General features: G+C 60.9%; 13 protein-coding genes. 2 read left to right on the plus strand and 11 right to left on the minus strand.

Annotated elements, in window-relative coordinates; genetic code table 11:
• The first annotated feature begins 40 nt into the window (after positions 1-40).
• A complete protein-coding gene (locus OIU19_RS00670; RefSeq protein WP_264232605.1) occupies positions 41-655 on the plus strand; it encodes a VWA domain-containing protein in 615 nt (204 codons plus the stop codon).
• A 102-nt stretch (positions 656-757) separates the two neighbouring features.
• Here the strand turns inward: OIU19_RS00670 and OIU19_RS00675 are convergent, their stop codons facing one another.
• The gene (locus OIU19_RS00675) at positions 758-1,024 is read right to left on the minus strand and encodes a hypothetical protein (protein ID WP_003247923.1); all 267 of its coding nucleotides are present in this window, start codon (positions 1,022-1,024) and stop codon (positions 758-760) included.
• A 330-nt stretch (positions 1,025-1,354) separates the two neighbouring features.
• Here OIU19_RS00675 and OIU19_RS00680 point away from each other — a divergent pair, with 330 nt between their 5' ends.
• Positions 1,355-2,680 carry a sigma-54 dependent transcriptional regulator gene (locus tag OIU19_RS00680; RefSeq protein ID WP_264232606.1) on the plus strand — a complete coding sequence of 442 codons (1,326 nt, stop codon included), beginning with the start codon at positions 1,355-1,357 and terminating at the stop codon, positions 2,678-2,680.
• Positions 2,681-2,731: 51 nt separating this feature from the next.
• Here OIU19_RS00680 and OIU19_RS00685 read toward each other — a convergent pair whose 3' ends face one another.
• From OIU19_RS00685 to OIU19_RS00730, 10 genes are all read right to left on the minus strand, one after another.
• Positions 2,732-4,933, minus strand: coding sequence for an LTA synthase family protein (locus tag OIU19_RS00685; protein ID WP_264232607.1), 2,202 nt, complete (start codon positions 4,931-4,933; stop codon positions 2,732-2,734).
• Positions 4,934-5,069: 136 nt separating this feature from the next.
• Positions 5,070-6,350 (minus strand): hypothetical protein, encoded by a 1,281-nt coding sequence (locus OIU19_RS00690; RefSeq protein ID WP_264232608.1) that lies wholly within the window; start codon positions 6,348-6,350, stop codon positions 5,070-5,072.
• 46 nt (positions 6,351-6,396) lie between these two features.
• Positions 6,397-7,143, minus strand: coding sequence for a hypothetical protein (locus tag OIU19_RS00695; RefSeq protein ID WP_264232609.1), 747 nt, complete (start codon positions 7,141-7,143; stop codon positions 6,397-6,399).
• A 36-nt stretch (positions 7,144-7,179) separates the two neighbouring features.
• Positions 7,180-7,860, minus strand: coding sequence for a C39 family peptidase (locus OIU19_RS00700; RefSeq protein ID WP_186554330.1), 681 nt, complete (start codon positions 7,858-7,860; stop codon positions 7,180-7,182).
• A gap of 62 nt (positions 7,861-7,922) precedes the next feature.
• Positions 7,923-9,476 (minus strand): heme utilization protein, encoded by a 1,554-nt coding sequence (locus OIU19_RS00705; RefSeq protein ID WP_186554331.1) that lies wholly within the window; start codon positions 9,474-9,476, stop codon positions 7,923-7,925.
• Between the two features lie 50 nt (positions 9,477-9,526).
• Positions 9,527-10,099: an adhesin gene (locus OIU19_RS00710; RefSeq protein ID WP_264232611.1), complete on the minus strand. Its 573-nt coding sequence runs from the start codon at positions 10,097-10,099 to the stop codon at positions 9,527-9,529.
• Between the two features lies 1 nt (position 10,100).
• Positions 10,101-10,538 (minus strand): hypothetical protein, encoded by a 438-nt coding sequence (locus OIU19_RS00715; protein WP_264232613.1) that lies wholly within the window; start codon positions 10,536-10,538, stop codon positions 10,101-10,103.
• A gap of 297 nt (positions 10,539-10,835) precedes the next feature.
• Positions 10,836-11,387: an AAA family ATPase gene (locus OIU19_RS00720; protein ID WP_186554334.1), complete on the minus strand. Its 552-nt coding sequence runs from the start codon at positions 11,385-11,387 to the stop codon at positions 10,836-10,838.
• Positions 11,384-11,950, minus strand: coding sequence for a nicotinamide riboside transporter PnuC (gene pnuC, locus OIU19_RS00725; protein ID WP_264232615.1), 567 nt, complete (start codon positions 11,948-11,950; stop codon positions 11,384-11,386). The genes OIU19_RS00720 and pnuC overlap by 4 nt, the downstream gene beginning before the upstream one ends.
• A gap of 191 nt (positions 11,951-12,141) precedes the next feature.
• Entirely contained in the window at positions 12,142-12,876 is a 735-nt protein-coding gene (locus tag OIU19_RS00730) for a methyl-accepting chemotaxis protein (RefSeq protein WP_372353276.1), read from the minus strand.
• Positions 12,877-12,935 lie beyond the last annotated feature (59 nt).

The raw sequence follows: 12,935 nt of genomic DNA on the forward strand, positions 1-12,935 counted from the left end.
CAACGCTGCGGCGGCGGATGCCAGACCCCGCGTCGGCAAATTGACAGGCGCCCCGCGTGGACGTGGTCGCAGTGCTGCGTCTGGGCGGGTCGCCTGGTTACCGACCCTGCTCAAAGGCAAGCCCCGCCTGCGTCGAGACTTGGCCTGGCAGCAGCGCCAGGCCCAGCAGCCAGAGCTGTGGCTGGTGATTGTCGATGCGTCGGCTTCGACCCGGCGTCATCAGGCGTTGGCCCAGACCAAAGGGTTGTTGGCGCAGTTGTTCGATCAAGCTTATCGCCAGCGCGCCCGGCTAGCCTTGCTCACCGCCAGTGGCCGTGGCCCGCAATGGCAACGGCACGGCCTGAAGGCCTCGGCGGCGCTGCAGCCATGGTTACACGCACTGGGCGCCGGTGGTGGAACGCCATTGATCGCGGCCCTGGAGCAGGCGCGGGACTGGTTGCAGCTACGGCGTAAACGCCATCCCCACGAGTTGCAGCGCTGCCTGGTGTTTACCGATGGGCGTCTGCAACACTGGCAGCCAGTACTGCCAATGCCCTGTGCGACCTGCTTGGTCGACATGGAATTGGCGCCAGTGCGGCTGGGGCGTGCGCAGTTGTTGGCCGCGCAGCTGCAGGCCGACTATCAACATATCGACCGGTTAAAACGACTGAATTGATATAACTCGCTGTTGTGCGACCCAATGTCGCACGCGCAGAAGTTAGTCGATGGAAGTTGCTGTAAGTGCGTGGTTTAACACGCACTTACAGGCGAAGTAGGCTTACTTGGGCATCGACCAGGGTTGCAGGTCATAACCTTTTTCACACAGCTCGGCGCGTACTTCTTCGATCAAGCTGGCCCACTGGGCAGGGTCGGAGTAAATACGTGAGGAGACTTGCTTGGCGCCGATACGCGTGCTGGTCCGGTCGATCACTGCCAGGCTTAGCTCACCAGTACCGTTGGGTGCATCCCAGGCTACGCACTGGAACGGTTCGAAGGCGTGGTCGGCGATCAGCAGTGCTTCGTTGACACGGAGCGGGGCATTCATGGTTCGGTCTCTCTTTGGTCCCAAACAGCGAAAGTAAGTCCGCGAGGCTGAAAAGTTAAGTTACGCAGCGCGGGGTTATTGGTACTGATGCTCCGGGGCCGGGTTGAAGTCACATGGCAGTTGAAATTTTTTATCCGCGCCTGGTTTTAGCGGCGGGCTATCCGGCGTGTGACGCCGACAACTAAATAAAATTCCCGTACGGCTAGAACATGCCGTTAACTGGCAGACAAACGGTAGGGGGTTCTGACGCTTTCGTTGCTACTGTTAATTCGGGCGCTGCAACTTACTGTTTCTACGAAAAAAACCAATCATTGGCGCCAAGGAACGGTCATGCTAGAACCCGCACCGCAACGCCGCTTGTTGATCGTCGACCCTTGCGACGACTGCCTCCGTCTATTGCCTGGCTTGCGTAGCGCCGGCTGGGACGTTCACGGCTGCACCCTGGGCTCGGCACTGGAGTACCCCTGTGATGTCGGTTTGCTGCGCTTGCAGGCCTCGCATCTGCGCCATCCCGAGGCGGTCAAGGACATGATCAAGCGCAGTAATACCGAGTGGATCGCAGTGCTCAGCGCCGAGGAACTGCGCATGCAGAACGTAGGCGACTTTGTCTGCGAGTGGTTTTTTGACTTCCATACCCTGCCATTTGACGTCTCCCGGGTGCAGGTAACCCTGGGGCGGGCCTTCGGCATGGCGCGCCTGCGCGGCAAAGGCGCAGTCAAGGTAGACGAGCCTGAGCACGAATTGCTCGGCGAAAGCCGGCCCATCCGTGAGTTGCGCAAGTTGCTCGGCAAGTTGGCGCCCACCGAATCACCTGTGCTGATACGTGGAGAAAGCGGCACCGGCAAGGAGTTGGTGGCGCGCACGCTGCATCGCCAGTCGCACCGGCGCGAAAAGCCGTTTATCGCGATCAACTGCGGTGCCATCCCTGAACACCTGATCCAGTCCGAACTGTTCGGGCATGAGAAGGGCGCGTTTACCGGCGCTCACCAGCGCAAGCTAGGCCGGATCGAGGCGGCCCATGATGGCACGCTGTTCCTTGACGAGGTGGGCGACCTGCCGTTGGAGCTGCAGGCAAATCTGCTGCGTTTTCTACAGGAAAAACACATTGAACGGGTCGGTGGCAGCCAGCCGATTCCGGTCGATGTGCGGGTGTTGGCGGCGACCCACGTGGACTTGGAAAAGGCCATCGAGCATGGGCGTTTTCGAGAAGACTTGTACTACCGGCTCAACGTGCTGCAGGTGGTGACCGCCCCTCTGCGTGATCGGCATGGTGACCTGTCGATGCTGGCCAACCATTTCTCGCACTTCTATAGCCTGGAGACCGGACGCAGGCCGCGTACCTTCAGTGACAATGCCTTGGCCGCCATGGGCCGCCACGACTGGCCAGGTAATGTGCGCGAGCTGGCCAATCGGGTGCGGCGTGGCTTGGTCCTGGCAGAGGGGCGGCAGATCGAAGCGCAGGACCTGGGCTTGCAGGTGGTCGAGCAGGAGGATCAGCCGCTGGGCACACTGGAGGATTACAAGCACCGCGCCGAGCGCCAGGCACTGTGCGATGTGCTTAACCGGCACAGTGATAACCTGAGTATCGCGGCGAAGGTCTTGGGTGTTTCGCGGCCGACGTTCTATCGCCTGCTGCACAAACATCAGATTCGCTAGGTATGTCAGTGCCTGGCGCCTGGGCGGCACTGACTCAACAGAGCTGATCGGTCAACTCGACTGCGCGATATGCCCATCTGAGAGCTCTTCGGCTGGCTCTTCATCCCCAGGCAACGCGGTAATTACGCTGAAGTCACTCACCTCGACCTCACCGCCACCATAGCCCAGCAGATGGAAGGAGAACGCCTTGCGCATGTTGGGATTGTCGAAGCTGAACTCCATGTCCAGTGGCTGATCGGCAGTCACCAGGATTTCATCCGGCAACCCCAGCGGCACATCCTGTTCCAGTTCCTTGGCCTTGAGCTGGATGTGCGCAGTGCGCTGCGGGTCAAGTGAACGCACCTTCACCCGCACGCGGGTATGCGAGCCTTCAGGCATCTCCAGGTACTGCGCGCCAATCAGGTTGTCCGCCCAGTCATCGTGAATGCGTGCCTGCAATTGGATCGGCGAGGGCCCGCCGAATTGGTAACGCAGGTTAAGCGGTGTGCGCAACAGCGACTGATCGAGGACGCCGGCCAGGGCGCTGATCTGCTCGCCGACGGCAGCTTGCCCAGGGCCGAGGTACTTGGCCTGGTCGGCAATGAAGCCCTCGCTGGCGTAGCGGCGACAGCGCTGCTGGAAATCGCATTCGGTAAATACCCCCTGGCCGTTGTGGTAGCGCAGCATGCCATTGGTGTAGGCGATCATTTCCCGGCCGCTGTCATAGTCGCGGTACAGCGAGCGCCCGCCCAACGCATCGGGAATCGGCAGGGCGAAATAGTCGAGCAAGGAGGCGGCCAGGTCGATATGGCCATAGGTGCCACGTTTGACTCGGGGGAGTTCGGCCTGCTCCGGGGCCAGGGTGAGGTTGAAGCCCCAAGAGGAGGCCAGGCGCACGCCATCGATGCCGTGGGACTCATCGGAGGTGACCACCACCAGGGTGTCCTTGAGCACGCCCTGGCGCTCCAGGCTATCGAGGAACGCACCAATGGCGTCATCCAGATAGGCGACCGCCGCTTGTTTGGGGGTGTCGTAGCGTTGCAAGTACTGCTCGGGTGCCGAGTAGGGCTGGTGGGTGCCAACGGTCAGCAGGGTCAACATCCAGGGTTGATCCTGCTTGCCGAGTTGCCCGATGTAGTCCAGTGCACCTTCGAAAAAGGCGCGGTCATCCTTGCCCCAGGGGAACTCCAGGTAGTTGGCATTGCTGAACCACTCCAGGCCATGCACCGAGTCAAAGCCGATGTGCGGCATGATGCGGTCCTTGGCCATGAAGCGCAGCCCGGCGCCTTGCAGGTAGTGGGTGGTGAACCCCGCCTGACGTAGCTGAGCGGGCAGGCAGGCCTGGTTGCGCTGGTTCTGGGTGAGCAGTTCGACGCCTTTGGGGGTGCCGTTGGCCAATTTGTCGTAGTCGCCGCAGAGCATGGCATACAGGCCGCGGATGGTCTGATGGGTGTGCAGCACGTAGTCGGGAGTGTTCATGCCGCGCTCGGCCCACCGGCTGAGCTTGGGCATCAACGCTTCGTCGAAGCGGCTATCGAGGGCTTCACGGTTGGCTTGCACATAGGCGCCGGGAATACCTTCGAGGGTAATTACCAGCAGGTTGCGCGCCTGCCCCGCAGCGGCCAACAGTTTCTGGCCGCTAAGGTCAGACTGGGTCAGGCCAACACTGGGTAACGGGGTAATTGCCTGAGTCTGGCCCAGCCAGCCCTGAGCCTTGCGCTGCAGGTTGCCCACCCCGGCCGACAACAGTTGGTGGGAGAGGTTGTACTGACGCCACTGGTCGGCGTCGGAAGGGGCCAGGTGCTGGCTCGCCCAATGCAGGCCGAACAGCATGAGCGGTACCGCCCGCGCCACGCGCGGTAGCGCGGCTCGCGGCTGTGCCCGGCTGCGCCAGGCGCTGATCAGCCACGCCAGCAGGCCGGCGCCGAGCACGGCTGGCAGCCAGGGGTGGGCCAAGCCGCCGCCGGTGGAGTTTTCCATGAACTGCGGGTCGAACAGATAACCCAGGTCGGCACTGTTCGGCAGTCGGCCCACCGCGCTCACCAGCTCGGCCGATGCCACCCACAGCGCAGCCCATGCCAGCAGCACCGGCAAGGCCAGCCACCATGGGCGACGCAACAGCAGCAGCACCAGCAGGCTGCCCAGGGCGAGGTCCGACAAGTAGCCGAGCGGGTTGGACCAGCCCAGCAGGGCACGCGCACCCAGTGGAAGCACCAGCACCAGGGTCGCCAGGGCGACAAGCCGGGTCCGCGGGTGGCCGAACAGGTTTTTCACGAAAACTTTCCTTATTGCCATTAAAACGTCACACATCTGTGCTCGATGATAACAGGCCAGGGTCAGGAAAGCGGTTGGCTACAAGCCTGGTTACCAAAAGACGGACCCGCCGAGCAGGTCCGTGCCTTTGGCAAACTCAGAAGTAATAAGGGAATTTCAGGCTGAAGGAGAAGTCCGGCGAGTCGTCGGTCAGGCCAATCGACAGGTTAGGCACGATGGTCAGGTTGTCGGTTGCGGCGAAGGTCATGCCGATGTTGAAGTTTGCCGCGTTGTAGTCGCTGTTGGGCACGTCCTGCCAGTCGCCGCCATCGGGTTTGATCTTGCTCTTGCTGGCAAATTGGTCGGACACCGAGAACGACATACTCATTTTTTCGTTCAAGGCAAAGGCAATACCGGCGCCGATCTGCCAGGAGTCACCGAGCTTCACGTCCCCTGCGACTTTACTGTTGACCTGCGGGCTGATGTCGCTGAACGAGTCCTGCATGTTGTAGGTGTAGGACAAGCTGGCAAACAGCACCGCCGGGTCGAAGGTCTTGACCAGCGAGATACCCGGGGTGATCGACCAGACACCATTGCCGGTCGGCAGGCTCTCCGGCACCGAAAGGTTATCGTTGGTCGGGTCGTTGACCAGCTTGATGCCATAGGGGTCTTTACCGGTAGGTGCCTTGACCCGCAGGGTAGCCACCGCATCGGGCCAGTTTTCCGACTCATCGAGGAATTTGTAGGCGACCCCGAAGTTGACATCGCCAATGGTCGGGTCGCGGGTGACGGTGGCATCGGAGGTGACAGGGCCTGCGCCACCGGCGCCGCCAGATGAGTAGGTGGATTCGCGGTAGACCACCGGTACGTTGACGTCGAATTGCCAGCGCTGGTCCAGGTTGTAGCGCGCCGTCAGGTCCAAGGTCCAGTTATCGGCCTTGATCCGGTCAAGGTTGATATTGCCGAGGAATATCGAGTCCAGCGCCAGGAAACCATTGAGCACCAGGGCTCGGGTATCGTAGTGGGTGTAGGTCAGGCCGGTTTCGACGCTGAACTTGCCGCCGCCAAAGAAGCCACTGGCCTCGTCATACAGGTTCGATACGCTTTGCGCAGGTTCGGAATCTTCCTTGAGCGACTGGCCGTATGAGCTGCCGCCAGTACCTGGCGCGCCTGCGGCAACGCTCTGGCCGCCCCGTACGGTTTCGGCAGGGGATTTGGTCAGGCGCTTGGGTGCAGGGGTTGCGGGTGCTTCCTCAACCTGGCGAACGCGCTGTTCAAGCACCATCAGCGCGTGTTGCTGGGCTTCGTAACGTTGTTTCAACTCCATCAGTTCTTGTTTCAGGGCTTCGACTTGAGGGTCGGGTGCTGCATAGAGCAATGCGGCTGGAGTCAGGCTACCCAAACAGACGATAGCTCTGAAGGTTAACGATCGGTGCATGGGTTAGCCGTCCCTTCTGACTACATTTGATGAGACAGAGCGTAGATCAGAATCCGAGAGTACGAAGGCCTTTGAGCTGGTCTAGGTTGCCGCTCACCGACCCGGCTGCCGAGACGTTGTCACGCAGCACGACATTGAGCGAAGTGAGGTTTCTGACCTGATTGCCGGCGCCGAGCAACGTGGTGTTCTGCATCAGCCCACCTTGGCCCAGGCGTTGGAAGGTGCTGCCCTGGTTATTGTTGGCATTGATGTTCAGTTGCACGCCGGTGCCGCTCGAGGACACGCTCAGCGCGCCAGCAGCATTGGCTCCGAGTACTTTGCTGCCAGCGGCCAAGGCCTCGCCCTGGGGCTGCGTGGTGGGCGCTTTGTTGCCTTTGCTGACATTGATATCAACGCCATTGTAGGCCAGGTTATGGTCGCCGGCGGCCCGCACGATCTGGGTCACGCCTTCGGTGCTATTGAGCCCCTTGCCGCCGGTTACGCTGCCCGTGCCGGGGCCTTGGCCACGCGGGGTGCCGCTGCCTTTTTGGTTGATCATCGACACGTAGAACTGCGGCTTGATGGTCGATTGCTGGATCTGCATCGACGAGGTGGCGCCAATCACTTCGCCGTTGGCATTTTGCCAGGTGCTGGTCATGACAATCCCGAAACTGATGATCCGCCCTGGCATGACATAGCGCCCGCGCAAGTTGGCCAGCTCCTGATCCTTCAGCTCAATGGGTTTGAACGTCTCCGCCTGGAGCGGCAGGCTGGCGGCCAGGCACACCACGGCTAGCCAGGTTGAAGTCTTCATTGGATGCTCCCGGAGCGTGGTGCTCCCTTGTCATTATTAGAAGAAGTCGCTTTGGATGAATCCGAAATCCATCAACTCTGCGTCTTGCACCGGGGTGAAGTTGTTGATGCGACCTTTGACGGTCAGCGGAATGGGCGGGTCGAGCAAGGCATTGCTCTTGTCGTACCCCTGGCCGATGATGGCAAAGATGATGCCGTTCCAGCCTTTGATGAAATCTTCGACTTTGAAGCGTTTGTGACCCAGTACCGGATCACCGATATACACCCAGCCGTTGTCGACTTTTTGCATGACCACAAAATGCTTGTAGCCGCGGATGTCCATCAGGACCACCACGGGAATACGGATACTGTGCAAGGTGTCGACGGCTACCCGGTAGCCGCGGGCGCGCATGCCTAGGGTTTCCACGTAGCGTTTCATGTCGAGCATGGAAAAACCCTGCACGCGGACCAGATCCTGATCGGCGTTGGCCAGCATGCCCTCGATGATCTGCTGTTCATCGACGTCCAGCCAATAGGCTTGGCGCAAGATGGTCGCCAGCGCGGCGGCGCCACAACTGAAGTCGGTTTTCTGTTGCACCAGATCGGCGAACTTGCGTTCGCGCACACTCTGGATGGGTTTGAATATCACCGCGCCACCCGGCAAAACGGAAAGTGGCATTTGCGCGGCTTCTGCTTGGCTTGCCAGGCAAAGCAACAGCGCCAAGGCGATAATGCGCATGTTCGACGTCCCCCTGCGGATGCTGAAAAAGGCCCCCCGAAGGGGGCCTCAGGCCACAGTACTTAGAACGAGGTGTTGGAGATGGCCAGCGAGTTGCTTTGCTGGTTGCCGACACCAGAGGCCACGTTGACGCCCAGGTTGCCGCTGCCGCCATTCACCGAACCGCTCAGGGTTGCAGTGTTGGTCACAGGGTTAGCCCAGCCAATTGGAGTCAACACTTGGTACGAGATGGTGTTGCTCAGCTCATACGAGTTGGCTTCGCTGTAGCTCTTCGAAATGTCTTTCGAAGACTCGTTGGCCTTCTCGTAGGACTTCTCGAACGAGCTGGAGGCGGTCTTGTCGTACGAGGACTCACGAGACTTATCGTACGAAGAGTCACGTGCCTTGTTGTACGACGAGTCACGCGACTTGTCGTACGAAGAATCACGCGCCCTGTCGTAGGAGTAGTCACGAGATCTGTCGAACGAGGAGTCGAACGACTTCTCGAACGAAGCGTCATACGCGCTTTCATGCGAGGTATCGATCGACGCATTCAACGAAGCGTCAAGCGATCCGCTGGCACTCTGGCTGCGAGTGCGATCGCCAAAGCCGTTGTTGACGGTAGTCGACCGGGTAGACTCGGCTGCGGCGGTCAAGGTAGCGTCCAGCGAAGCGCTAGAGCTCGAGCTGGCGCTGCCGCTAGCCGAACCGTTGGCACTGGCGCTGTTGGAACCACTGGCGTTGGCGCTGCCCGAACCGCTGGCGCTGGAGCTGTTGGACCCACTGGCGGTCATGCTGTTGGAGCCGCTGGCAGTCATGCTGTTGGATCCGCTGGCACTCCAGCTGTTGGAGCCACTGGACGCCGAGTTTTTCGAGCCGCTGACACTGCCGCTCGAAGACGAGCTGCGATTGTCGCTGGACTCGAAGGTGCCTTCGCGCGAGAACGAGCCGCTCGAAGTCTTGGTCAGGGTCAGCGTATCCAGCCGGGTTTCACGATCGGCATAGTTGTTGACGGTCAGACCAGGGCCACTTTGGTTGGCAGAAGCGGTGGCCACGGCGTTGCCAATGGGCGCATTGGTGTTAGCAATGGCCATGGTGTTTTTCTGTTGGTTGAGGTCGCCACTGGCGATGTTGACACCCACGTTGCCGTTGGCGCCGCTGGCTGATCCGCTCATGACCGCAGAGCTTTGGGTGGACCAGTTGGTGACCCGGTTGTTGTTGCTGACCTGGCGGACGTCGGCAGTGGCAGTGGCGGTGCCAAACACGAAGCTGTTATCCAGGCTTGAGTCGGAGGCCGCGTTGGCGATGGCGGCGGCGTTGTCTTGTTGGTTGCCGTTACCGGCTGCCACGTTGACCCCGACGTTGCCTGCGGCGCCTTCGGCAGAGCTGCTCATTTCAGCTTCGTTGACGGTCCCTTCGTTCCAGATGCGGTTGCCGGTACTGCTTTGACGATCGGTAGCTTCGGCAGTGGCGCTGATTGGGATGATGATCGGACGAGGGTTGTTGTTGCCGTTGTTGTGACCGTTGTTATGGCCATTGTTGTGGCCGTTGCCACGCCTATCGTCAGCTTGTACAGCTACAGCCATGATCGCAGCAATTGCGAAAACCAGAGGCTTGATTGCCATCGAGGGTTTCATGGTGATTCTCCGTACTTTATTTTAGGTTAAGTGTTGTTATTACCTGTGGGTCAGTCCGCGACCCGGACGCTCAGGGTGTTGGCCGTTCGGTTTCCCACCCCGGCGCTCTGATTCAACTGGATCACCCCACGACTACCGGTGAAGGCCTGGTCACTCGTGGTGATCTGGCGATAGCCGGGTGCAGAGGCAGTTGCATCGGAGTTATTGATCAGCGCCACGTTTTGTTGCAGCAGGACGCTGTCATCAATGGTTTGCGGTTGCGCACTAATGCTGATGCGCAATGCGTTGGCTTGCTGGTTGCTGGCCCCCGCGCTCTGGTTGACGCCCAGCGCGCCAGTGCCGTTGCTGAAGGCATCGCCCTGGATGCTTGACTTGGCATCGCGCGAAGGGTCGACCTCGCTGCGCAGGCGTTGGCGAATCTGGGTGGTAGCGCTGGCGTTATGACCAATGGCGAAGGCGCGGGCGTTGGCTTGTTGCTGGAGGTCGCCGGCCGCCTGGTTGACGCTTAGATTGCCCTGGTACTGCGCACCGGAACGGTCAATGGTGGCGGTGTCGATGATGGGGCCTTGGGCAAAGGCCGATGCACTGCAAAGGCTGGCCAGAATCAGCAGCGTGTGCTTCATCTCATTGGCCTCCGCCGAGGATCTTCAGCGCGCCCATGCCACGCTGGACGTTCGAGTTGACCATGTTGGAGATGCCATTGCCCGAGCCTGAAGCGCGTCCACCGGCCAGGTTGGGCAACTGGTTCTGGTTGTTGATCTGCCCGCCCAGGTTGTTGGTTTGCTGGGTGATCATGGTGCTGATGCCAGAACCGCTGCTGATACCGGCAAAGTCGCCATCGCTGAGCTCGTTGGTTTGCTTGAGAATGTGAGCCGAAGGATTGGTATTGACGGTGACGGGGCTTGGATCGGGGATCAGCGGTGGGCGCATGGCGTTGCGCGGCTGCACATCGCGGGTGATCACGATAACCCCGTTTTCGGCTTGGACTGGCAGACTGAGACTGGGCGCCAGGGCACAACTGAGCAGCAGCAGGCGATAGATGCCTTTATCGAATTTCCCCACGATGGCAATTCCTTCTTCAGAGCGCTGGTCCTAGTCAGCGTTGCGAGGAATAGAGCAGATGCTGTGCCGGTTTTGCTTATTGCAGTGCAATCAACAACTTGTGCGGGCGAATGGGGCGCGCCGGGATTTTGCTGTATCAGCGTTGAGACAATTTTTCCTGAACTACCGGCGCAGCCCAGCACGGGCAGCGCCTGAGCGGGCTTTACCGGGGGTGTATTACCGGCTTAACACTAGGCCCATAACTGGCGAGGGAGGCCCAACTGCGGGGACTATGGCCCAGTGAGATGTATCAGCGGCTTAACACTCGGTGGGGCACGCTGCGGCTTTGCCGTTCAGTAAACGCTGCACCGCAGCGAGCACGGCAGCGCTGCGCTGCGGCCAATCACCGCCAATCACCTGCACTGGCTGCTGATGGCGCTGCAGCCAGGCATGGCTGTCGCTGAAGAACGCCTGGCGTTCGCGCAAATCGGGCTGACAGCGCTGACCATCACCGACCCAACTGACGCCCTGCGGGTCGAGCAGCAGGTGCAGATCGTAGTGGCGTTCAAGCAGTGCTTGCTCGATCCATGCCGGACAATCGTTGAACAGTGCCCGGCTCCACAGCAGGTTGCTCAACAGGTGGGTGTCGAGGATCAACAACTCAGGCTGATGGGCGCGCGCGGCGTCTTCCCAGGCCAGTTGACCGCGAGCGATCGCCGGAATATCGGCGTAGCAGGTATCGCGCCCTTGCTCGTCGATAAAATGACGCACGTATTCACCGACCAGTTCACCACCAAAGTGCGCCTGGATCTCACTGCTGAGCCAGCTCTTGCCGCTGGACTCCGGCCCGCACAACACCAGGACCTTCATGCGTTGCCCAGCGCCGGGTCACGGCGCCATTCCAGCCAGCCACGCACCGCGATCACGGTGAGCACGACGAACAATCCGGCGGTGAAGTACAGCTGCTGGTGCAGGTATTGGCCGACATAGACCACATCGACCACCAGCCACAGCGGCCAGCATTGCACGCGCTTTTGGGCCATCCACACCTGTGCGACCAGGCTGAAACCGGTCAGGGTAGCGTCCAGCCAGGGCAGGGCGGCATCGGTCCAATGCGCCATGGCTGCGCCTAGCGCCATACTCAACAGCAGGCCCACGGCCAGCCCGGCGAGTATCTGTCGGCGCGCCAGGCGCGATACCTGGCGGGCATCCTCGACCCGCTCGGGACGCGTCCATTGCCACCAGCCATAGAGCTGCAGCAGGGCGTAGGTGGCCTGCAAGAGCATCCCCGAGTACAGCTTCACCTCGTAGAAGAACCAGCCATAGAGGGTCACCATGACCAGGCCGATCGGCCAGCACCAAGGGTTTTGCTTGACGGTGAGCCACACGGCAATGACGCCGAGCACGGCGGCGATCAGTTCAAGGCCGGACATCGGCGATCCTTGGGGGCAGGGAAAGGGCGCGATTGTAGCCTGTGGGGGCGGACAGGAGTAGGGCTCAGTGCGGGCTTCGACGCGGGTAAACCCACAGGCTGTGTCGCGCGCAATTGCTGCGAACGACACCAACCCTGTAGGCGCGGGCTTGCCTGCGAAGAGGTCGGCAGCGGCGACCTCTGCCCACGCTGTTACACCCTGAACTGCTTCAACAACTGCTCCAGTTCCTCGCTCAGGCGTGCCAGCGCCATTCCCGAATCCGTCGATTGGCGCGCCGCTTCGGCCGTTTGCAGCGACAGTCCGGCCGTCTCGGTCACATTGCGGTTGATCTCCTCGACCACATGCGACTGCTGCAAGGTAGCGCTGGCGATAGACGCGTTCAGTGCCGTGAGGTTGTGCAGTACCTGGCTGATGGCATCCAGGCTGGTGCCTGCTTCACGGGCTTGCTCGACGGTCTGGCGCGACGCCTCGCTGCTGGTGTCGATGGCCCGCACCGCCGCTTCCGACTGGCCTTGCAGGTGCTCGATCATGGTCTGGATTTCGGCGGTCGATTGCGCGCTGCGCTGGGCCAGCAGGCGCACTTCATCGGCTACCACCGCAAAGCCGCGGCCTTGCTCGCCGGCTCGGGCGGCTTCAATGGCGGCGTTCAAGGCCAGCAGGTTGGTCTGTTCGGCAATCGAGCGAATCACCTCCAGCACGCCGCCGATCTTGGTGCTGTGCCCCGCCAGTTCACGAATGACCTGGACCGCTTGATCGATGGTGGCAGACAACCGGTCGATCTGCTGCAAGCTGCCGTGGATCGCCTGTTGGCCATGGCTGACCTGCTCCTGCGCGGCGCGCATCTCGCTGGCTGCCTGCTCAGCGTTCTTGGCCACGTCCTGGACGGCATAGGTAACCTCATTGACCGCTGTCGCGACCTGATCCATCTGCAACGACTGTTGGGCGCTGCGCTCTTGGGCTTGGCCGGCGTTGTCGCCGACATGGC

Origin of the sequence: Pseudomonas sp. BT-42-2 (assembly GCF_025847435.2) — a bacterium.
In the GTDB taxonomy this organism is placed as follows: domain Bacteria; phylum Pseudomonadota; class Gammaproteobacteria; order Pseudomonadales; family Pseudomonadaceae; genus Aquipseudomonas; species Aquipseudomonas urmiensis.